Below are 22,962 nucleotides of genomic sequence, written 5' to 3' on the forward strand. Positions count from 1 at the left end.
ATTGTTTTAATAATTATCCAGACTAAACCGGAGGAAACAGATATGTTTCATAATCCGCATAAGGACTAAATTCATACTTATTGTTTATTGTAAATAGCAAGAAAGGTCAAGAGTAGTGGAGTAGCCTTGAGAAGCAGTGGGGATGATAAACTTAAATCATAAGCATCAGTTTATCAAAGTGTTGAATCCGTTATTCATGAATGTTTGACTCTGAATTCATGAATAAATCTACAAGGCCTTGAGAAAATTCGAAATAATAAGTTCAGAGAGATACGGGTCACAATTTTGATTTGTATTTTCCATTGAGAGCTTGGTAATGTCTCTCCATCATAAAGTAGAGAACAAATTCCTGTAGCCTATTTTTAGAACGGAACAACCTATTCAAGAACATATGTAAATAACTCTGAATTCGGCTATCTAAGAGAGAAGCATCGGTAATTGAGGTGATTGACAAAATAATGTTATCAGCATCCTGGCTATAAATATCAATAATATTCCTAAAAGACCTGTTTCTGTTGTTCTGCTCTTCCTGAAACGTCAAAAATTCTTCAAGTATTAGTCTATTTCTTTGATATTTATTCCTTAATTGTTTTTTAAAACGTTTATCAAAACGAAACTCCTCGCCGAATGACCTCAATACCCCTTTAGTGAAAGATAGCTTTTCCTTTAAACTATATCCAAATAGTTGCAAGATGCAGTTAATACTTTTGGCGCCAAATAACCATCTATCATCGTGAATTTCAATATTGGGACTATTCGAAAAGAATTGAATAACCATTTGACTATCAAAAAAAAACAGTTGCTCAAAAAGATGAATTGTATCTTTTCCATATCGTTCTATTTCTCTATGGTAGGTATCTATTTGAATTCTGTGAATAAGATCTTCATTGACCATTGTACTCATTGATCTGCTTAATTCGCGAATAAGACCAAAGGTGTCTTCAAGTTTAGTGCATTTAAATCGTACTCGGAGATGATAATCAGGATCACTATAACGAATAAAAAACCATTTCTCTATACTTTTATCATCCATAAAAATACGAGTTATTGGTCCGATGGTTTCTAAAATAATTCGCTCACAGGTTTTTGGTCCTGCATAAATCTTGTAGTACAACCATTCTTCCCCTATAACGAATGTTCTTTTAACCTCATTCATTTAACAACAGTTTTTCTGGCATTATAGAGCGAAACGACAAATTGGTTACAATAGCTTCCTTCGTTTGAAAAAACCGGTCCTTTTTCTTTGCCTAAAAACTCTTCCAAAATAAAACTCTTCTTACCTTTTATTTGATCTAGTAACATTTGTAAGCAGGTCATATTTGTTGTGTGAATTAAAAGGCTATTGTCACCTTCAATAAGACAAACATATTTGGGAATTTTTCTCTTTAGCATAAATTCTTTAGTTAGTAGAAAGAGTTCATCTATCTTATCATAACATTCTATTAACGGCTGAATATCTTTCCTTTCTATTTGCCACATAGCTTTGGAAATTATAATTCCCTCGAATTCTACTCTCGGCAAAAAGTTGAATAACTTTTTTAATGGCCCCCAATTGAAACCTACCCAATTCCTTTTGCCCTCTGTTTGAAAATGAGCTAAAAACTGGTATAACGGTAGTTGACCTAGAGAATAGTTGTGTGCATTCCCAAGTCTTGTAAGAACTTCTTTATTCAGTCGTTTAGATTTTAATCGTAATCGACTTTTTGAATCAATGGATAAAAAAAGATCCTCAATATCGATTTGATTTTGTTTGGGTAAGGTAGAATTCGATAGGAAAGGAATTTCAAAAGATCTGAAAGAAGGTCGTATTAGAACATTCCCAACCCTATCTTGCGGCATATGAACAATTTCTGCAATAATATTATTGGCATTCATCCCCTTCTCCTTGGAGACTATTTCTTTAACAAATTCATGAATTTCTTGATTTAAAAAACAAAATCTACCCAACAAGTTTACGGCCGATGACCCTCCAAAACCGGAAACAAAAAGTTTCTCACTACCATTTTCTTTATTAATCTCAATTGTTCCACTTATTGTGTCGGGTAGGTCATTCCAATTTAGTTGAAATTCGTCAAAATCTTTTGTAATGAGCTTGATGGTATATTCACTATTATTTAGACACTCTTGTATTTTTCTATTTAACAATTCATGAAATACATTCCATGGTTTGTCTGTATTTATTTCTTTCTTTTCAGGAATGCTTAAATCTTGTAAGAAATAGTTAATATCTCCGTGGCTTCGATCTCTTTCGAATCCTAAGCCCATCTCAACATCCATTACCTTTGGAAGTGACATCTCGCGATATTCATATCGCTTTTCAAATTCATTTTGAAAAATTTGAAGTTTGTCCTTGCGATACGGAAGGGTAATCTTGTTGAAAAGAATAAGGACTTTTCTGATTTTGGGTAACCATTTGGAGTCTAGGGTATTTGCATGCGTATTTTGGAGCATGTCAGTTTGAAAAAAATATTGCTCTTTGTGATTTATTTGAAAGAGTTTAAGTTGTCGAATTATTTGAGCGTAGGCTTTCTTTCTGTTGCCAAAATTTGAATCTAATTCGTCAAGCATCAGTAATATTTCTTTCCAAGAGGAAAGCATTCGGCTTGAATCAGATAAGTTTTGTAAGATTGCCTGGATATGTTCGTGAAATTCTGGTCCGCAGACAGGTGGTTCTAATTCGCTAATAAGAATTTGATTTTCAACAAGTTGCTCTGTAAAGGCTATAGCTTTGTCTAATGAAACATTAATTTTTACTAATTCTCTTGCTATATTAGAAAGAGTACAGCCCTTTGCGGCAATTTTTAAAACTGCATTTAGATATTTACCAGAGGTTACTTCATTTATATCATGCGTTCTATTGCCTTCTTCGTATGAGTATTCAATGTACCTGATTTGTTGTCCAACTCGATAAATACTAGAATTCGGAAAAAAAAGCAGTTGCCCTCGAATTGTTTTGTCTTGCGATAGTTTTTGCGCCAATGTAATGGCAATCCCCATGTCCAATCGTGTGGATCTTAAATTATTTTCGGGTGCACACAACCATATGTTGGTAGACTTGGCAAAGTTACCAAGGGAAACACCAGCAAATAAACCAAAAGGAGTACATCTAGAACTCATTCGAATCAAATACTTTAAAATTGATAGTTTTAATTTATTAGCATATTTAGGATTGCTGATATGACCTTCTTGCCATTTCTCAATTTCATTAAATAGCGATGGAGAGGCTAAATAAAGAGCTTCCATTACAAGTTTATTGTCAATGAGACGAATAACTTCTTCATCTGAAATTATCTTTTTGTCCAATAGTTTGAAAACAACATCCGTTGGAAGTAGAGGTGAGCGTAGAACGTATTTTTTGAAGAATTGGTATTCCATATTACTCATTTACCTCATTTACGAAACCATAAGACTTTGGCTCCATTTTAGTGGTTTGGAAGACAAACGAGATAGGAGAGATAACCCTACTCCCGATACACCACTCAGTATGTCAGTTTCTTCTTTCCATTCCCATTTATTATTTCGGTATTTCAGAAAAAGGAAACCAGTTTCGGAATCTGGATGATTTGACATTGCCATACTCTTTTCGAACCAAAATGTTGCAGCTTCCTTAAATTCTTCGACTGTTGTCATTTTGTACAAGTAGTTAAAGATTAACATCAATCCACTGGACCCATGACAGAGACAAGCATCTTTGACCAAATTCGTATTCAGATTTCTTCTTTTAGAAGTATGTAATAGGATTGACACCGCTTGAGACGAAAGTGATTTATCCCGGAGTATTTTTCCAGCATGCCAAAGTGAGAGCCCGATACCTAAATCGCCACGGCACCAAGCAAGGCGAGAAGGTGGATTTTCGTTAATTGGGTTGGTCGTTACCTCTTTTGGAAAAAGGGAAAACTGGTTAGTGTAATTCATGCTTACACTTCGTACGAAACTTATGGCTCCGTTCAATAGGGGGCGAACCTCTTCCCTAAAAGCAAGAAAAACAAACAGTCTGGATAAAAAATTGATGATACTAGACATACCATGCGCTAGACCTAGGTCTACATTATATTCCTCTTTTTCATTGACCACATTCGCTGACCAGCAATAAGATTTTCCTTGTTTAATAGCTGATGCCCTAAGTTGAAGTATTATTTCAAGGAGTTTTTGAGAATAAAATTCTTTTGATTTAATCGATTTGCAGTTTTCCAATCTTTTAATCAAATACATTCCCAAACCCACATATCCATGCAAAAAATCAAAGTTTTGGTTATCCAAGTAGACTTGATGTGTTTCAATATAAAAATTATCGAACTCTTTGAAAAAATCATTGTTACTTAAATCTATGAATCTCTCTTCTTCCAACAAACTAAGCCCCCATGCTACACCAAAAATGCCAGAGCAGTAGGTTGGAAGGTTAAAGCCATTGTCAATTTGGGTTAATAAAAGGTTAAGTTGATTTTGCGCCAAATTTTCTATGCCGGCACTATCGATAAATCTTGAATAATAATATAGGAAAATAATACTACCCATATTTCCGGACAATAGCCCTATATCGGATTTTGCCTGACTTGGTTTTGCCAAAGCCTGATAAATCAAATCTAACTTACCAGTTAGTTTTTCTCTCTCGTCGCGTTTCAAAACAATTCCTAGTATGTTATTCTAACTGATAGTCCGGATGACCTAGTTGCCAAAGTGCAAAAGAGTAGAGCATCGAGACATTCCTAAAAAAGCCTCTTCTTGAACCGTCACCAACGTGACCAGACTCAAATTGAACGGACATGAGTACTGGATTTTTTGTATCCGTCATATTTTGAAGGCGTGCAATAAATTTACCGGGATCCCATGGGGTTACTTGACCATCTTTCATTCCAACATTTATCATAACGGAAGGATAAGAGCCATCTTCTTTCAAATGATGATATGAGTCCATTTCCAAAAGTGCATTAAATTCTAAAGAATCATTTACTGTGCCAAATTCGTCAACATTGGCAGGTCCATTTGGCTGAAATTCGCTTCTTACCAAATTCAACGAAGGGGATTCCATAATGGCCACCGCGTATAAATCTGGTCTTTCTGTTATTGATCTGCCAACAGCAATTCCTCCGGCGCTAACTCCTCTATTTACTAGATATTCAGGGGAGGTGTAATTATGGTCTATTAAATATTCTGAACATGAAATTACATCTTTCCATGTATTTGATTTGGTAGTTTTGAAACCGGAGGCATGCCAATCATTTCCTTTTTCTCCTCCACCTCGAACATGAGCGATGGCAACTATTCCTCCTTCCAAAACCCAAGCTTGCCTTTGAATACTAAATTTGGGACTATAGGAGGCACCGTAAGCCCCATATGAAATCAAGAGTGTATTGTTCTTACCTTTTTTTTCGATTCCATTTTTGTAAATAAGTGACAGCGGTATCATCACTCCATCGTGTGACTCTACTTCAACCTCTTCTACCACGAAGTCTTTAAATTCGGGAAAGGATATTTCTTCAAGCCCCATGTCAGTAAATTTGCCGGTATTTATGTCATAATTATAAGTTATCCGAGGTGATAGCCAGCCAGTAGTGGATATCAATAAGAACTCCCCTCTTTTACTTATACGAATACTTCCTACCGGTTCGGGAAGTTTAATTTTCTTTGTTTGACCATTATCAATTAGATATAAATTGGCATTGACTCCATTTGTGATTGTCGAATAAATTATCTTTTCATCAAATACTTCGAAGTCACTGATGACCTCATTTTCATTTTCTTTGACAACAACTTCTGGACTTTGAAAGTTCAAAGAGTCCAGTGAAGTTTTGCAGATTTTAAAATTGGCAGAGTTTTTCGCCGTCTGATAAATCAAATTATTACCCGCGATAAAAAATTGATCTATTTTCTCTTTATCGGAAAATAAAAGTTTCCACTCCGTATCTTCAATGTTTTCAATTTGAAAAGGTTTATAATACGTGTTATTAAACTCGGCTACGCTACTTATTTTTCCAATCAAAAGGGGATTGTCTGGATTAATTAGTTTAACTATCGGAAAATCTCCTTTTTTAAAAGGTAGATTAGGTTGGGTTTGTCCAGAGAAAATGATTTTGTCTTCCTTTTGATCAGCTCCTAGAAAGTGAAGTTTTGTTTTGGTTTCTAGAAGATAGGTTGGGTCACTATAATCGAAGTGTGGAATATTTAGATATAGAAAACCAGAACTATCAGGTAACCATTCAATTCCTCCCAGAAAGGAGGCGTTAAGACCAGTTAATACCTCAGGAAGGAATGTTTCGGTCTCAAAGTCATAAATAATTAGGTCAGATTTTTTTTCTCCTTTAGGAGATAAAGAAAATGCTATTTTTGAAAAGTCCCAGCTAACCTTGAAATATTGAATAATCCAATCCGACTTATACTTTTCTGGGTCAAGAATGAGTATTTCTTTACCGTCTTTATGCTCTCGGTAATAAAAAGAATTTGAATTAGTTTCTTTATTAGGCTTGATATAGAAATAGGATCCATTTCCATTGAGGCGATAAAGCTGTAACTTCTCTTCGCTTCTACGATCCAGAAATAGCATTTTTTCTAGTAAAGTATCTTTAGATTTAATTCGTGAAAGGATGGAATCAGTGAGTATCCCTTGATTTTTGAACCAAGTTTGAATCAGCGTATCATTTAGCTGCTCAATATTGCTATAGGGGTCTCTTACCGTCAGACCATGAAAGTTCTCGGTCTTTTCTTTTTTTTCTATAGACGGATATTTGATTTTGAAACTCGTCAAATTGGTGCAGGAATTAATTAGAATAAAGAGAAAAATTACTGTTTTCAATTTGAAAGTCATATTACTAAGATAATTTATATTTTCAAGAGTAAAGCTGCCTATTTAATAGACAGCTTTTCAACACAGACTTGGAATTTTAATCAGGGATCGCAGGAATTATCCTTGGTTGCCTGTTCTCCACATTCGGGGTCTTCAACATTGGTTCTATTAGAACCGCCGAATATGAAACCTGGTTTTTGAAGCTTAGCAATCTTAAATTTTTGGAATACGAGTTCTGAATCTTTTTTCATTTTGTTCATTTATAGGTTTATAAATTTCTTATCAAAATAGGGCTTCTCCTGATTTCCTTGAAAAAAAGAATGTCGATATTCATGAATTCGGACTTCATTCCTCCTTTTTTGTCAGTTGTTTAATATAATAGGAGGGATTTAATCCTGTTTTATTTTTAAATGCCTTTGAGAAGGATTCCGAAGTATTAAATCCCATTTCTTTAGCAATCCCTTCAACTGAGTACTGGTTTCTCAATTTCTTGTTAACTCTTAATTCCTTAATGGCATAATTAATTCTGAGGTCTTTCAAATAATTAGAGAAGCTTTTTGATTTGTAATCATTAATTACAATTGATAGGTACTTAACATTCGTATCCAAAAGAATTGCAAGGCTTTTAGAAGTGATATTATTATTGAGAAAACCTTTTTCGATTTCAAATTTTTTTAAACCCTCCATAATATGATTCACAATTGTTTCGGGGATTTTCTCCGCTCTAACGTTACTTTTTTTCTCATCACTTTTCGATGAAGAAATAGAGTTAATTTCATCTTCAACAATTAATGCTTCAAATTTCTGCTTGAGTTTTAATTTATTGCTTATTTGGAAATACAAAACTATACCTAGGACCAGTAGAAGGCTTAAAATCGCGATAATTGTCTTTTTATTTCTTTTTTTGTCTGCGTTCAAACTATTAATTAATTCCTCCTTTTTATTTAACAATTCAGGGGTGTCGAATACCTTAAATATTCGAGCAGAAACATCCATTCCGTTTTGTGATATAATACTATCAAACAAAAGTGTCTTGTTGACAATTTGATATTTTTTATTTTCATCAGTAAGAGAATTTATCAGAAATACATATCCATTTCTTATTTCTGCCGGTTTTAATCCTGTATCGTTAGATATTGAGTCCATAGCCAAATACTCTTTAGCGGCTTGGCTTAGATTACCCGATTTCTCCTCTATTCTTCCGAGATAATATAGAGCCAGTATCTTGGTTCTATCATCTTTGGAGGCAGATGAAGTCTCTAAGTTTTTCAGCACTCTTTTGACAGAATTTCTCGCTCTTTCAAAATCTTTCTTGTGCAAATAAAAATTAGCTTCCTCTAAACTAATTTTATTGTACAACATCGGATAAATAGATTTGGTTCTTGAAAGGCCCTCGGTAATATGTGCTTTCGCAGAATCGATTAATCCTAAACGTATAGAATTCTTTGATAGAAAATAAAGTATCTCTGAATATGCATACGGATTGAAGTTTTCCCTATTCTTTTCAAAATCCAAGCATTCCTTGAAAATTTCTAAAGCTTCTTGGTAATAACCAATTTCACCTTTAATGATTGCAATATTGTGTTTTGCTGCATATTGATAGGAAAGATTGTTCTTTGTTCTAGAATGTTTAAGTGCTTCAATAAAATTTTCTAACGACTTGGTGTATTGCTCTTTTTCTAAATAATAATTTCCCTTATAAAAGTAGGGAAGCATCGGAAAAAATTTAGAGTCTTGTTTGAGCGTAAGGGAAATGGCCTTATCTAGAAGATTTAATTTGGATTGTTCATCCTTTTCATAAGAGGATAGCAAAGTATACCCATGAGCTTCCTCAAATACTTCTTTCTCTCTAATGGCCTTATCGACATAAACTCCAATATAAGCTTTGACCATTGTGGTGTCTTCTGATACTTGTCCAATAATAGTTGTGATTTCTCTAAAAGTGAGGCTTTTTGCGTACTCCAAATCGGTTTGCGACTTGCTTTGTTGTCCTGAAGTAGGAAAACAGTACAGGAGCATAACTCCCAACAAAAATCTAAGGCCAATATTCATGGATTTTTTTCGTGAGTCTTCAAGATGAGGAGGAATGTCAAAAAAAGCAAAAAAAATCGGTAAAACCCTATCAAATACCCAAGAACAAAGGAAAAAACATGAAAAAACCGTAGCACGGAATTCATGAATAAAGAATATTGATTCATGAATACAGATATCATTTAATTGCATTTGCAACTAAACAATATGAAATTCACAATGTCTATATCGCGAAATGACAGGTGGAATCCGAAAAGCCTTTCAATAGAGTAGGATCATTTATAGCAGGCTATTAATTCCCTTTGTCAAGTTTAAACTAAAAAACACCATTTAAGCTACTTAATAAAATTCGCTTGAGTCTTAAATGATAATTTTAGAATGATGATAAAAGTATTTAATATTTCTGGTATTTAAATATTTGTTTTATGAAAAAAAGGAGTTTAACAGGTAAGTTGACGCTTAATAAAAAAAGCGTTTCAAACCTAAACATGGGTGAAGTTTACGGAGGAACAGGTGGTTGTTACTCGTGGGATTGTTCAGGTGCCTCGTTGCAAAGACAGTGTAACGGAACATCTACTCAAGATGAAGGATCTCAATGTAAGTGTAAATAGGGACCGGTTTATTTTGGCCCGGAGTTTAAACTCCGGGCCTCATTGAGAACTTCTGATTAAAGTTGCTTTCAATTTATGAAAAAAGAAAACTTTACTTTAAGAGAATAATTGTGTAATACTAAATGAATTAGTATTTTTTTGTAATCTAATTCTTATTTCAATTATATAAAGAATAATGAAAACGAATATTCTATTGATAAACTTCCTTATACTGATGCCTTTTGTTGTCACATGTCAGGTCATAAGAGGGAGGGTAATGCATCAAGGCTATCCGCTCGCAGAGGTTAATGTTTTGATTGATGGTACTGAACGAGGAACGCAGAGTGATTCTAAAGGAAAGTTTGATATAGAAGCAAAACTAGGCGATGTAATTCTTTTGTCTTATTTGGGGATGAAAACAAAGAGAATTCAAATCAATAATTACAAGACTATTCAGGTTAATTTGGTAGCGTCGCCCAATGAGTTAAAGGAGGTTGTTGTTAAGGCAAAACGTAATGATGCATCCAAAAAGAGATCCAAGCCAAAGGAGATTAATTCTTTATTTGGTAATAAAAAACTAGAAGGAATGGGTTCTGCGGTCAGTTATATTGATGGTGCTGAAATAAGGAATTCCGCATCCCTAGATTTAGTCGCTGCACTTACTGGAAAAACTCCGGGATTTAGACCAACTAGTGAGGGAGTTGTATTAAGGGGGTCGGGTAGTATTGGTAATGCAACATATGCTTTATGGGAGGTTGATGGAATTACTTACGACGGTTTTCCGCCACCTATAGATATTAAAAATGTTAAAGAAGTTTTTATAGTAAGGGGATTGGCAGGAACTAATTCTTATGGTTCTCGGGGTGTTGGCGGAGTTATTGTTGTTAAAACGAATTTGACTTCCGGCAGATCAAATTCTTCTAAAATTTTAAAAAATGTTTATTTGAATAATCAAGTTTTTTCAGAAGATGCCATACCATATGAGACACCAAAAACCCTTAAAAAATATGGCATGTTAGGTTCAAAGGAAGATGTTGGATCATTAGTCAAAAGTGTTGGGAAAGATATTGTTGCTCTTAGACGACTCGCTTACGAATATGAAGAGTTAAGTGATATTGAACTGGCAATTCAGCTTTATCGCCAAGTACTAGTTCTTTCACCAACTGATCCTCATTCGTACAGGGATTTGGCAAATGCATTCTTGAAATTTGGAAAACCAACCAAAGCATGGAATATGTATCGTGCTTATTTGAGTGAAAGTGAAGGTGATTTTGATGATGGAATTGGCAAAATAATGTTTCATGAAATGGAGAGTCTTTACTATAAGAATGATATACGAAACGAGTTAAGTGATTCTTTCGTTCCAGAAAATGAATTTATAAAAACTGGTAAGGGAACAGTTCGCATTGTATTTGAATGGGTAAATCCCAATAAACAATTGAATTTAGAAGTTGTCAACCCAAAAAATCTAGTTTTTCAATCAAACCTTGGCGATGAAACTGTAAGACCATCTCATATTAGTGAATTCTTTTTAGATGACGCAATTAAAGGTAATTGGCAGTTTAATTTAACCATTAAAGACGATTTTGATAGTCATACTTACTTGAGGGTAACGATATATGACAACTGGAATACTTTCATAAAGTCCTCTCCTCAGATTAAAATATTCCATTTCGAAAAATCTGATTTTAGAAAGTATGAGCTTTTCTCCATTAAAATTTGAATTAATTCAGCGGCTTCTTGATTTCGTTTTCGAGAAAGAATTTAATAAGAAAAAAACTAGATTATATAATTAGTTCTACAGCATGAATATTCGATTAGAAGTGCAATTGCATGAAATTGCCACTATTACAGCAAATAGATATAAAGAAGTACCCCATATAGGGGTGTTGGGTGGGAAATCTGGAATTGCTCTCTTCCAATTTTATTGCTCAAAGTATTTTAATCAAGACATTTATGCAGACAACGGATTGAAAATACTTGAAGATTGTATTGAAAACATAAACAAGGGTTACATAAACTCACCATACTGCGGAGGTTTGGCAGGTTTTGGATGGGTAATACAACATTTGCATGATCAAGAGTTCCTTGATTTGCCGGCTGATGAAATCCTCTCTTCAATGGATACCCTTTTACTACAGCAGATGAGAAAGGAGTTGTCAAATAAGTACTTAGATTTTTTACATGGGGCAATCGGATACGGTTTTTATTTTTTAAAAAGATATAAAGGAACTAAGAACGACAGATTAAAAAATCAATATGTTAGTTGTCTCACAGAATTAATTAATGGTATTAAGGAGAATGCCCTTTTTGAAAACAACACAATTTTTTGGAAGTCAACTTTAGATGCAAGAGTTGGTAATAAAGGTTGCAATTTGAGCCTAGCTCATGGTATGGCTGGAATCATCAATTTTTTAGTTCGCATGGCTACTATTCCCTCATTAAAAAATGATTGCAACATTTTGCTACGAGGAGCCAGTAATTTCATTGTTGACTTTTATAACAAATCAAACAAAGAATGTGTTTCATTATTTCCAAGCTGGATAGAAGAAGACTCTATTCCCGAATATGATAGCCGATTAGCTTGGTGTTATGGTGATTTGGGAATTGGTAAATCATTGGAATTAGCAGCGATGGAAATTGAAAATAACGAATTGGAAAAACAAGCACTGGAAATTCTTGAAGAAAGTGCAAAAAGAGTAGATGCATCTAATACAAGGGTAATCGATGCCGGAATATGTCATGGCTCCTTTGGGAATTTTCTGTTTTTTAATGAAATTAATAATCAACATCCATCATCTAAATTTCGAGAGGCCATGGATTTTTGGATTAACGACGGATTGTCGAAATGTACAGATAACCCTAAAGAACCCTACCTTCAATGGCAAGGCAAGGATTTGGAATGGCGATTCGAATTAAATGTTTTAGAAGGTGTTAGCGGTATTGGTCTATGTATTATAGATTATTTGTCAGATGAAAAAAATAATTGGAGTGAATGCTTGTTGCTCTGCTAATACCAAAATCAATGAATATAAACCCATATGAACCGCTTTCAGATTTTGTAATCAGAACTCCTCTCTTAGAGTTGAATTTTTTTAAAACATTAACAGAAGGATGCTTAATTACCAAAGAATGTATCATTGAAAAATACAAAGACCCAGTGGTTAAAGAGGCAATTTTTTTAGCTTCTCCTACACTTTATTTTGAAGTTGAAAAATGGATTAAAAATGATTTGGATCATAAGAAAGAAGAGAAGGTTAAACTTTCTCTATTAAAATACCTTAGCCGTATGTCGTCAAGATGTACGCCTTTTGGACTCTTTGCCGGATGTGGAATTGGAACTTTTGCAAATGAAACTACTGTAGCGGTGGATAAGTATATCAACCATACCCGATTTACCAGACCGGATATGAATTATCTTGTTTCCCTTTCTCAATCTTTCGCCCGAAGAAGTCATATTAAAGCTCAACTTAAGTTTTTCCCCAACTCTAGTCTTTATATTTCTGGGGACAAAGTAAGATATGTAGAGTATTTCTATGAAGAAAATAAAAGACGACATCGAATTGTAGAAATTGATAATTCAAATTACCTACGCAAAATATTGAATAGGGCAAAAAGTGGAGCTAAAATAAATGAGTTGGCTAATGAAATTTTAGATGAATACCACATTATCGAAGAGATTATAAGTTTTATAGAACAACTCATAGATAGCCAAGTTTTAACAAGCGAGTTGGAACCCTCCGTCTCAGGTCCTCCGCCACTTGATCAAATTTTGAAAACTATTGAATATAAAAAAGACTGCGAAAAAGAAGTTGTTTTTTTAAAGAGTTTAAAATCTTATTTAAATGATTTAGATAATAATTTGGGAAATCAACCTTCCGATTATTTATCTATTAGCAATCATATTGAAACTGAAAATACAGACTTTCAATTAAAATATCTTTTTCAGACCGATATGGAGTTAAGTATGCTGAATTGCCGATTGTCCTATGATATGGTGGATGAATTAAAGGATGTAATGAGTCTTTTAAATAGAATTTCCAAGCCAGACTCAAATAACGATCTCGAGAAGTTTAAAGATGCTTTTCTTGAAACTTATGAGAGTAGAGAGATGCCTTTGTCACAGGTTCTTGATGTAGATACTGGAATAGGATACGTTCAAAATCAAATCTCAGGCGACATAAACCCATTGGTTGATGACTTAATACTGCCTTTCCCAAATGATTCTTACAAGTCTAGTAAAATAAATTGGGACATAATTGACCAAAGGATAATGGATAAGGTAGTAGACGCTTATAATGGGAATCTTAAAAAAATTGTCGTTGTTGAAGACGATTTTAAAGATTTACCGATTAGGTGGAACGATTTGCCAAATACAATGTCGACAATAACGGAATTGATAGACGACGACGGAAAGATTAAATTAAAACTTTCAGGCTTTGGCGGGTCTTCGGGAGCCAACCTTTTGGGAAGATTTTGCCATGAAAAAAGTGCGTTGACAAGTCATACAAAACGTATTGTTGAATTTGAAGAAAGTATAGAATCAAACAGGATTTTAGCAGAAATCGTACATCTGCCAGAAGCACGTGCAGGAAATATTTTAATGCGTCCAAATTTTCGGAAGTACGAAATCCCATACTTATCAAAATCCCAAATAGATTATAAACAGCAGATACCCTTGGGAGATTTGTTTATTTCAGTTAGAAACAATCGAATAGTTTTAAAATCGAAAAAACTTGAAAAGGAAATAATTCCGCACTTAACAAATGCACATAATTTTTCGGCAAATTCACTTCCAATTTATCATTTTCTTTGTGACATGCAGACTCAGGGTTTGAGGGTGAGTATAAACTTTGGGCACAGTTTTCTTTTTGAAAAATTAGATTTCTTTCCAAGAGTTGAATACAAGAATGTTATCCTTAAGGTTGCACGATGGAAGGTGCTGAAGACTGAGATTCAATTTTTGTGCGACTCCAAAGAAGACATATCGAAGTTAAAAGATGGAGTTAATCAATTAAGACTGCGAAGAGGTATCCCAAAAATGGCTTTGTTGACAGAAGGGGATAATGAATTATTGATAAACATGGAAAATATGACCTCAGTCTTAATGCTTTTGGAAACGGTCAAAAACCGAAAAGAATTTATTCTTTCCGAGTTTCTACATGGAAGTAACCAACTTATGAATGATGGAAGATGTTTCGCCAATCAGTTTGTATTTACATTTTACAATAGTAAGAAGAAAGAACTTGAAACTCTGAATTATGCCTAGCCAAGTGCAAAGAAAATTTATTTTAGGAAGTAAATGGGTTTACTACAAAATATATTGTGGGCCAGGAACAACAGATAGTGTTTTAACAAAAGCTATCTTGCCGGTGGTGCACCAATTGAAGATGGAAGAAGTAGTTGAAAAATGGTTTTTTATTCGATATTCAGATCCAAGTCATCATTTAAGAGTAAGGTTTTTGATGAAAGATAGCTCCCATATTTTTAAAGTTGTAAATAGTGTTTATTCAGAACTAGGAGCCTTTTTAAATCAAGACCTCATAAAGAAAGTGCAGCTAGATACATATCAGAGGGAAATGGAGCGCTATGGTGAAAATACCATAAATTTATCTGAATCGCTTTTCTGTTTAAGTAGTGAATCCATATTAAACTTCTTGGGCCTCATTGAGGGTGATGAAGGAGAGAGGCTAAGATGGCTTTTTGGTCTAAGAGCTATTGATAACCTTTTGAATGCATTTAATTATGAATTGGAAGAGAAGGCTTCTTTACTTGAGGAATTGAAAACTGATTTCGGAGTAGAATTCGGGATGTCTAGGCCATTAAAAAAACAACTTGATTCCAAATATAGAAGAGAAAAGAAGTCTATTGAAAACTTCTTTGAATTAGATAGAAAAATAAAAAACGACTATTACCCTATTCTTAAAATTTTGTCCGATGAAAGAGAAAAGCTGGAGAAAATCGCACAGCAGATTTTGTTTATGGCTGAATCTGAAAGGCTTAAAATATCAATAAATAGTCTCTTAGGTAGTTACATACATATGTTGATGAATAGGCTCTTCAAATCTAAAAACCGATTGAATGAAATGGTGAGCTATGATTTTTTATTTAGATATTACAGGTCCAAAATGGCAAGAACTAAAAATAGTAATGTAATTACATCAACTCATACAACCCTAATTGAAAGCAAAATTTCCGCATTATAAACAACCTGATTCCAAAGATTGCGGCCCTACATGTCTGCGAATAGTTGCCAAGTTTTATGGTAAGTCAATTTCAATTCAGAAAGCTCGACAGTTAGCGGAAACAATTCGCTTGGGTAGTAGCTTAAAAGGACTCGGTAATGCCGCGGAAACTATTGGATTTAGGACCATAGGAGTTAAAATATCACTGGAGCAATTGAGAGAGGCGCCGCTCCCTTGTATTTTGCATTGGAATAACAATCATTTTGTTGTTCTTTATAAAATAAAAAATGGACTTTTTTTTATTTCTGACCCTGCCTATGGACTTCTAAAATACGGTCTTAAGGAATTTTTAAAATCTTGGAATGGTAGTGCTGAAAGGGCTGAGTCACAAGAGGGAATAGCCCTTTTGTTAGAACCTACCCCAGACTTTTTTGAAGATAAAACCGAAGATAAAACAGAAAAGATTAATCTTTTCTATTTAACAAAATATTTATTTCGCTACAAGAAATTTATTTGGCAGCTTGTCATTGGCCTAATAGCAGGAAGCCTTTTACAATTGGTTTTTCCATTCTTGACACAAAGTATTGTTGATGTTGGTATTAAAAATCAAGATTTAAATTTTGTTTATTTAATTCTTTTTGCGCAATTAGGACTGTTTCTTGGCCGTACCTCCATTGAGGTTATCCGTAGTTGGATACTATTACATTTGAGTACCCGAATTAATATCTCATTGGTTTCAGATTTCTTCATAAAATTGATGAAGCTTCCAATTTCTTTTTTTGATACACGTATGACCGGTGATATATTACAACGTATTAATGACCACAAAAGAATCGAACGTATTCTTACTACCTCCTCTTTAAATGTACTTTTTTCAATGTTTAATTTGGTGATATTTGGTATTGTTTTAGCGTTTTACAACCTATATATTTTTTTGATTTTCTTAATCGGTAGTGTGCTTTACTTCTCTTGGATTGCTATTTTCCTTAAAAAAAGGGCTGACTTGGATTATAAGAGGTTCACACAGGTTAGCCAAGAACAGAGTAAGGTTATTGAATTGATCAATGGTATGCAAACGATTAAACTCAACAACGCTGAGAAAAAAAAACGTTGGGGTTGGGAATTCTTGCAGGCAAGACTCTTTAAAGTGTCCATTGAAGGACTTATTCTAGAACAGTATCAAAACGTTGGGTCCGGTTTTATCAATGAATTCAAAAATATATTGATAACAGTTTTATCTGCCAAATTAGTAATTGATGGTAATATTACCTTGGGTATGATGTTGGCTATTTCATATATCGTCGGACAGTTGAATTCGCCTGTAAGTCAACTAATAGGATTTGTACGGGAGTTACAAGATGCAAAAATCTCTCTTGAACGATTATCGGAAATTCACAACAAAAAAGATGAAGACGAAGGAATCAATAATGAAATTATAGAAGTCAATGAATTATTGAATTTTAACATTGACTCTGTTTATTTTCGATATTTAGGTTCTGAGAAATCCATATTTGAAGGTCTTAGCCTAAGAATACCTGCAAAAAAAATTACGGCTATTGTTGGTGTTAGCGGTAGCGGCAAAACAACCTTGATAAAGATGCTCATGAAGTTTTATTCGCCTGACAAAGGTGAGATAAGACTTGGGTCTCATAACTTGAATAATGTTTCACATAAAGTATGGCGAGAAAAATGTGGAGTAGTAATGCAAGAAGATTACATTTTCAATGATACAATTGCTAGTAACATAGCAGTAGGTGTTGACTTCATTGATAAAAAACGTTTAGGTTACGCGGTGGATGTCGCTAACATCAAGGATTTTGTCGAGGAACTACCTCTTTCTTACAATACTAAAATCGGTATGGAAGGTGTGGGACTAAGTACTGGACAGAAACAGAGATTGCTCATTGCCAGGGCCGTCTATAAAAATCCCGATTATCTTTTTTTTGACGAAGCAACTTCGGCATTAGATGCCAACAATGAAAAGATTATCATGGAAAAATTGAACAAATTCTTTGCGAATAAAACTGTGGTCGTAATAGCACACCGCTTGAGTACCGTTAAGAATGCTGATCAAATCGTGGTATTGGACAAGGGTCTTATTGTTGAAATAGGTAACCACGAGCAGTTAATCTCAAAAAAAGGTAGCTATTTCAAATTAGTGAAAAACCAATTGGAACTGGGTAAATAGAATTTAACGGATGTCTAGCAAATTAGAAGAAATAGATCTTAGGAGTGAAGAGATACAAGAGATTCTTACACGTGTGCCAAATTGGATGATTCGTTGGGGAAGTGCCCTATTCCTGGCGTTAATTATTTTAGTGGTAGTCATAAGTTGGTTTGTCAAATATCCAGATGTTATAGAGACAGAAGCTCTTTTGACCACAAAAACGCCACCACAGAAGGAATTTGCTGGTTCTACTAGTAAGCTAGATACAATTTTCGTTAGGGATTCCCAACTAGTTGAAAAAAATGCATTGCTGGCAATACTTGATAATTCTGCAAATGCCAAGGATGTTTATTATTTAAAGTATATTTTGGATACTATCAATGTCAGAAATCAAGAAATTTATTTTCCAATTTATGAGATGCCAATTCTCTTGCTCGGGGAAGTTGAAAATGCCTATGCGACCTTCGAAAATAATTATAGTGACTACATTTTAAATAAAGCGTTAAGTCCATTTAATAACGAAGCAATAGCTAATAAAACTTCTCTAAATGAGCTAAAAATTCGTTTGGAAAACATGCAGTCCCAATACTCTTTAAATCTTAGGGAATTTAAACTGAAAAAAAAGGATTTAGACCGTAATGAATCTCTGTATAAAAAGGGTGTTATATCACAATTAGATTTTGAAAAGAAGCAGCTGGAAATTCTTAATTCTGAAAAAGGATTAAAAGATTTGGGGAATTTAATTTCTCAAACAAGACAGTCGATAGCTAATGCTGCTAGAGATGTTAAGGGCACTCAAATTTCAAGAACTACAGGAGAGGCCAAGTTGATGAGGAATGTTCTACAGTCTTTTATTCAATTAAAAAAGTCCATTCGAGACTGGGAGGATCGTTTTGTCCTTAAATCTGAAATCGAGGGACAGGTGTCATTCCTTAATTATTGGAGCAATACTCAAACTGTAAACAAAGGGGATTTAGTTTTTACTATTATTCCTAAAGATAACCAGAGTTATTTGGCCAAAGTTCGAGCAGCACCTCAGAATTCCGGTAAGATCAAATTGGGCCAAAGCGTAAACTTAAAGCTAAAGAGCTTTCCAGAAACTGAATTTGGAATGCTAAAAGGAAAGGTGAAGTTCATTTCCCTTTCTCCGGATAAAGAGGGGTTTTACCTTGTGGATGTTTCCGTACCCAACAACTTGGTAACTACCTATAACAAAAAGATTGAATTCAAACAGGAAATGAGGGGTACGGCTGAAATCATTACCGAAGATCTTAGGCTATTGGAAAGATTCTTCTATCAGTTTAAACAATTGTTTGACAATTAGGTATGCCTTCCTTTCATCTATTTAATAAATAAATTGTCCGTATTGTGATATTTTACGGTCAAGAAACTACTTTCGCATTAACTTCATCCAGAACATCGTTCTCAAAATCCCTTAAATAAATTTCTGTAGTAGTAATTGAACTATGCCCCAAACTCTCACTAATTAAAGCTGTGGAAATACCCATAAATTTTGCGATAGTGGCCCAAGAATGACGTATATAGTATGTTGTAAAATCCCCTTTTATTCCTGCGTCTTTTGCGATTACCTTGAGCCTTTCGTTCATTCTCCTGCGTTGGGACTTGTATTTTTGGAAATTTTCGGTACTACCGTCATAATTAGTAGGGAACAAATAATCATTAGGTTCTTTATCCTTCAAATAATAGTCAAGAATCATCCTCAATTCTGGAACAATTTTAATAGCAAAGGGCTGCCCGGATTTGCTCCTACCATAGAAAAGGTGCATGTCAGTGATATGTTCAACCTTAATTTGTACAAGGTCAATAAAGTTCATACCACGGCAATAGAACATGGTCATCAAATAGTTTTTAGCGTGCCAAAAGGCTGAGTTGGGCTCATATTTGAGATTCTTGATATTGGATATTTTCTCCTTGGTAACCGACCTTTTCTTGGTACGGGTAGAAGAAGGTATTTTGTATACCTTAAAGGAATCTTTAATAGGGGTAAACTGATCCTCGTCAATTGCTGCATTGTAAATGGAGCGGATAGCCCTCAAGTAAATACTGATGGTATTTATTGAATTTCCCATCCCTAATTGATAGGCTTCGAAATTCTTTAAATAGGTTACTGTAATATCATATAGTTTTAAATCTTTGCCGCCATTGAATTTTACCAGTGCAGCAATTCCATCTTGATACCATTTGGCCGTCCCTGCTCTGTTAGCGGCTTCTTTTCTTGCTATAAGGACATTTCCCCATTGTGTTAAGGAGATATCGTTTTGAATTTTCTTTTTCAGTTCTGATTTAGGGTTATAGTCCCATTTGTCTTTTATGATATCTAGAAGTCTGTCAATTGAAATCCTGTGGATACTATTCCCAAGTTCGTTTAATACTCCTTTAGCCTGATACAACATCTCATCAAGTTCAAAACCTATATTGTCACAATCCAAATTTTTGTTTATACCAACGGATTTCCTAAGCTTGCAATTTATGCCATCCCAACCTAACATTGTGGTGGAATATTTTGATGGAATGATTCGAGGTTTTTTATGAAAAACACGAATGCAGATAGGGTAGGTTCCATCTGATTTTTTAGAGCTTTTCCTTGTATCCAATATCAGTTTTACTTTAGCCATCTTTTCTATTTCTTTAAAAAAAGATACGACAATAATTGCACACTTTTTGCACACTTTTAGTTGATGCTAGATGATATCAAATGATAATAAAAATTTAATAAAACATTGAAAAACAGATATTTATATTATATGTGATGTTCGGATGAATTGCTAAAAATTTGCCTTACAAGCAGGGGGTCACTGGTTCGAATCCAGTAGGGCCCACATCGTAAACAAAGGCCTTCGAGAAATCGGAGGCTTTTTTTGATTCATGTTTTTTGTAAAAAAAGGAATCATCTTTTTTTACCGAGATACTTTTCTGAATAAAATAACGTTAGGGATAAATCTAAAAGAAATCTTAACGTTTTTGACCATTCATCGATCTTTTGTCTTTTTTTATGTATTTCGTAGTCCAAAAGGATACTTTCGTCGTATAAATAGGGATTTAAGGAGTTAACATCTCCTTAAACAAAAATGTTATAAAACATAGTTTAACCTGATTTGTTAAAATTTGCTTCTTGGAAACTTAGATATTCTTCAAAGCCGGTTTTAATGAATCTTTTATTTTGTAAAATAATTTTAACTCCACTAAACCCTTTTTTACTATGAGATTAAAAACTACTTTATTTTTATTTACTACTCTTCTGTACTTCACTCAGGTCGAGGCCCAGTCTTGTGATGGCGCCGATTTTGAGGAAAGAAATGGAATAGCGATCCTTGAGTTGGATTCTAAAGTCTCCGGTTCTTGGAAAAAGGAGAATATTTCTGGAGCTTCTGGCGGTCAAGCATTGACGTACAGGGGGTCGGATAAATTCAATACTCCGGGTACTTCTGCAATTGTGTATAAGGTGAAAATAAATTCTCCTGGAACTTATAGATTCAAATGGAGAAACAGAATTAGCATTATTGGTTCTGGACCTGAGCCTGCCAACACGGAGCACAACGATTCGTGGTTGAAAATCGATGCATCTGATTTTTATGGTGCTACAGGCAATACTAGAGTGTATCCTGGGGGATCTGGTAAGACACCAGTTGCCAAGGGGTCTACTTCTGGAGGTTGGTTTAAAATTTATACCAACTCAATAGGATGGAGCTGGATAACGCGTACCAGTGATTTTGAAAATCACAATATTTATGCCAGATTCAATAGTGCCGGTGTTTACAACATACGGGTATCTGCACGTTCTAAGGGACATAGTATCGATAGAATGGTACTTTACAAGGAAAATCAATATTCAAACTCAGAATCTGAGAGTTTAACAAGAGCGGTTACCAGTTGTTCTGGCGGAACACCTCCACCTACTGATAATGTCGCACCTACCGTAAGTATCACAAGTCCGAATGGTGGGCAGACTTTTAACGCAGGTAGCAACGTGACTGTTAGATTATCGGCTAATGATTCAGATGGAAACATCACGAAGCATCAGATTTTTGTCAACAATAAATTGGTGGATACTGATGGGGCAGGATATTCTCCACATGTTATAAATAATATTGCTCCAGGTAACTATGCAATAAGGGCCACTGTTACGGACAATGGAGGTAAAACGGCTTCTCAAACGATTAATATATCTGTTGGAGATGATGACACACCTCCCCCTCCTCCAACGGGAAATGAGGCTCCTACAGTCAGTTTCAAAAGTCTTTCAAACGGTGATCAAGTAGCGGTTGGAAGTACAGTTTTTGTTGGGATAAATGCGAACGACAGTGATGGGAGTATTGTAAAGCACCAAGTATTCGTAAATGGTAAATTGGTAGATACCGATGGATCGAACTATACACCACACCCTATTCGGAACATCTCTGCCGGAAGTTATACTATTAAAGTTACGGTAACCGATAATAAGGGAGCAACAGGGTCAAGTACAGTTACCATAACTGCTGGCTCTGGTACGCCACCACCTCCAACTAATTCCGATATTTCCTTTAATTTAATCAATGCATCAACAAACAGTAGTATAGGGGCATTGGTTGATGGTTCTTCACTTAATTCCTCTAAGGTGCAAAATGTCAATATTAGGGTAAATGTGCCATCAGGTACCAGAAGGGTAGGTCTTGAAGTACTTAGAAATGGAAACCGAGTCAAAGTAGGATTTGAGTTCTTTTGGCCTTATTCGGTTTATGGTGATACTAATGGCAACTATCAAGGAGTAACATTACAAAGTGGTACGTATACCTTGATTGCTGGTGCCTATTCAAGTACAAGTGATATCAATAGTGTTATTGCCCGCAAAACCATTAAGTTCACTGTAGGATCAAGTTCTGGTAAATCGGCAATCTTGTTCCCTAACCCAGTTTCTACTGACGGCAAGGTATCTGTAAGGTTGCCTGAAGGTGCTTCTGGAAAATATGAATATAGTGTAACAAACTCTTTAGGGGTTCAGGTAGAAAAAGGAACATTTGATGCTGCGTCTTCTCAAAGAGATGTAGAGTTGAATCTGTCCAATATTGGAAGGCAAGTTCAAGGTGTCTACTATATGACACTAAGTTCATCAGGATCCAAAGAAACGATTCCTCTTATAAGAGAATAAGTAGATTCTTAATATACTAAAATCGGCTCCTTTTTTAAGGAGTCGATTTTTTTTGTTCCAGT

Annotated in this window: 15 protein-coding genes; 8 read left to right on the top strand and 7 right to left on the bottom strand. The window is 34.6% G+C overall.

The window, feature by feature from the left end:
- Positions 1–277: 277 nt before the first annotated feature.
- The 6 genes from ACKWCA_RS20295 to ACKWCA_RS20320 form a co-directional block, all read right to left on the bottom strand.
- Positions 278–1,156: a thiopeptide-type bacteriocin biosynthesis protein gene (locus tag ACKWCA_RS20295; protein ID WP_413980073.1), complete on the bottom strand. Its 879-nt coding sequence runs from the start codon at positions 1,154–1,156 to the stop codon at positions 278–280.
- Positions 1,153–3,375 carry a lantibiotic dehydratase family protein gene (locus ACKWCA_RS20300; RefSeq protein ID WP_413980074.1) on the bottom strand — a complete coding sequence of 741 codons (2,223 nt, stop codon included), beginning with the start codon at positions 3,373–3,375 and terminating at the stop codon, positions 1,153–1,155. The genes ACKWCA_RS20295 and ACKWCA_RS20300 overlap by 4 nt, the downstream gene beginning before the upstream one ends.
- A gap of 18 nt (positions 3,376–3,393) precedes the next feature.
- A complete protein-coding gene (locus ACKWCA_RS20305; RefSeq protein ID WP_413980075.1) occupies positions 3,394–4,566 on the bottom strand; it encodes a lanthionine synthetase LanC family protein in 1,173 nt (390 codons plus the stop codon).
- Positions 4,567–4,639: 73 nt separating this feature from the next.
- Entirely contained in the window at positions 4,640–6,790 is a 2,151-nt protein-coding gene (locus ACKWCA_RS20310; protein ID WP_413980076.1) for a prolyl oligopeptidase family serine peptidase, read from the bottom strand.
- A gap of 92 nt (positions 6,791–6,882) precedes the next feature.
- Positions 6,883–7,032: a hypothetical protein gene (locus ACKWCA_RS20315; RefSeq protein WP_413980077.1), complete on the bottom strand. Its 150-nt coding sequence runs from the start codon at positions 7,030–7,032 to the stop codon at positions 6,883–6,885.
- 94 nt (positions 7,033–7,126) lie between these two features.
- Positions 7,127–9,004, bottom strand: coding sequence for a helix-turn-helix domain-containing protein (locus tag ACKWCA_RS20320; protein ID WP_413980078.1), 1,878 nt, complete (start codon positions 9,002–9,004; stop codon positions 7,127–7,129).
- A 233-nt stretch (positions 9,005–9,237) separates the two neighbouring features.
- Here ACKWCA_RS20320 and ACKWCA_RS20325 point away from each other — a divergent pair, with 233 nt between their 5' ends.
- The 7 genes from ACKWCA_RS20325 (at position 9,238) to ACKWCA_RS20355 (ending at position 19,078) form a co-directional block, all read left to right on the top strand.
- Positions 9,238–9,423: a class I lanthipeptide gene (locus ACKWCA_RS20325; protein WP_413980079.1), complete on the top strand. Its 186-nt coding sequence runs from the start codon at positions 9,238–9,240 to the stop codon at positions 9,421–9,423.
- Between the two features lie 175 nt (positions 9,424–9,598).
- Positions 9,599–11,125, top strand: a complete 1,527-nt coding sequence (locus tag ACKWCA_RS20330) for a carboxypeptidase-like regulatory domain-containing protein (protein ID WP_413980080.1) — start codon at positions 9,599–9,601, stop codon at positions 11,123–11,125.
- An 82-nt stretch (positions 11,126–11,207) separates the two neighbouring features.
- Entirely contained in the window at positions 11,208–12,416 is a 1,209-nt protein-coding gene (locus ACKWCA_RS20335; RefSeq protein ID WP_413980081.1) for a lanthionine synthetase C family protein, read from the top strand.
- A complete protein-coding gene (locus ACKWCA_RS20340; RefSeq protein ID WP_413980082.1) occupies positions 12,398–14,671 on the top strand; it encodes a lantibiotic dehydratase family protein in 2,274 nt (757 codons plus the stop codon). Before ACKWCA_RS20335 ends, ACKWCA_RS20340 begins: the two co-directional genes overlap by 19 nt.
- Positions 14,664–15,608: a thiopeptide-type bacteriocin biosynthesis protein gene (locus ACKWCA_RS20345; RefSeq protein WP_413980083.1), complete on the top strand. Its 945-nt coding sequence runs from the start codon at positions 14,664–14,666 to the stop codon at positions 15,606–15,608. Before ACKWCA_RS20340 ends, ACKWCA_RS20345 begins: the two co-directional genes overlap by 8 nt.
- Positions 15,583–17,775, top strand: a complete 2,193-nt coding sequence (locus tag ACKWCA_RS20350) for a peptidase domain-containing ABC transporter (protein ID WP_413980084.1) — start codon at positions 15,583–15,585, stop codon at positions 17,773–17,775. The genes ACKWCA_RS20345 and ACKWCA_RS20350 overlap by 26 nt, the downstream gene beginning before the upstream one ends.
- A gap of 10 nt (positions 17,776–17,785) precedes the next feature.
- The gene (locus ACKWCA_RS20355) at positions 17,786–19,078 is read left to right on the top strand and encodes an HlyD family secretion protein (protein WP_413980085.1); all 1,293 of its coding nucleotides are present in this window, start codon (positions 17,786–17,788) and stop codon (positions 19,076–19,078) included.
- A 58-nt stretch (positions 19,079–19,136) separates the two neighbouring features.
- Here ACKWCA_RS20355 and ACKWCA_RS20360 read toward each other — a convergent pair whose 3' ends face one another.
- Entirely contained in the window at positions 19,137–20,390 is a 1,254-nt protein-coding gene (locus ACKWCA_RS20360; RefSeq protein WP_413980086.1) for a tyrosine-type recombinase/integrase, read from the bottom strand.
- A gap of 584 nt (positions 20,391–20,974) precedes the next feature.
- Between ACKWCA_RS20360 and ACKWCA_RS20365 the strand changes: the two genes are divergently transcribed.
- A complete protein-coding gene (locus ACKWCA_RS20365) occupies positions 20,975–22,900 on the top strand; it encodes an Ig-like domain-containing protein (protein ID WP_413980087.1) in 1,926 nt (641 codons plus the stop codon).
- Positions 22,901–22,962 lie beyond the last annotated feature (62 nt).

This window comes from Maribacter corallii (genome assembly GCF_047345415.1).
Taxonomy (GTDB): domain Bacteria; phylum Bacteroidota; class Bacteroidia; order Flavobacteriales; family Flavobacteriaceae; genus Maribacter_C.

Excerpts from the sequence above, each read along its gene's own strand:
- ACKWCA_RS20295 (WP_413980073.1), bottom strand. The coding sequence starts at position 1,156 with ATGAATGAGGTTAAAAGAACATTCGTTATAGGGGAAGAATGGTTGTAC.
- ACKWCA_RS20300 (WP_413980074.1), bottom strand. The coding sequence starts at position 3,375 with ATGGAATACCAATTCTTCAAAAAATACGTTCTACGCTCACCTCTACTT.
- ACKWCA_RS20315 (WP_413980077.1), bottom strand. The coding sequence starts at position 7,032 with ATGAAAAAAGATTCAGAACTCGTATTCCAAAAATTTAAGATTGCTAAG.
- ACKWCA_RS20320 (WP_413980078.1), bottom strand. The coding sequence starts at position 9,004 with ATGCAATTAAATGATATCTGTATTCATGAATCAATATTCTTTATTCAT.
- ACKWCA_RS20325 (WP_413980079.1), top strand. The coding sequence starts at position 9,238 with ATGAAAAAAAGGAGTTTAACAGGTAAGTTGACGCTTAATAAAAAAAGC.
- ACKWCA_RS20330 (WP_413980080.1), top strand. The coding sequence starts at position 9,599 with ATGAAAACGAATATTCTATTGATAAACTTCCTTATACTGATGCCTTTT.
- ACKWCA_RS20335 (WP_413980081.1), top strand. The coding sequence starts at position 11,208 with ATGAATATTCGATTAGAAGTGCAATTGCATGAAATTGCCACTATTACA.
- ACKWCA_RS20340 (WP_413980082.1), top strand. The coding sequence starts at position 12,398 with ATGCTTGTTGCTCTGCTAATACCAAAATCAATGAATATAAACCCATAT.
- ACKWCA_RS20345 (WP_413980083.1), top strand. The coding sequence starts at position 14,664 with ATGCCTAGCCAAGTGCAAAGAAAATTTATTTTAGGAAGTAAATGGGTT.
- ACKWCA_RS20355 (WP_413980085.1), top strand. The coding sequence starts at position 17,786 with ATGTCTAGCAAATTAGAAGAAATAGATCTTAGGAGTGAAGAGATACAA.
- ACKWCA_RS20360 (WP_413980086.1), bottom strand. The coding sequence starts at position 20,390 with ATGGCTAAAGTAAAACTGATATTGGATACAAGGAAAAGCTCTAAAAAA.
- ACKWCA_RS20365 (WP_413980087.1), top strand. The coding sequence starts at position 20,975 with ATGAGATTAAAAACTACTTTATTTTTATTTACTACTCTTCTGTACTTC.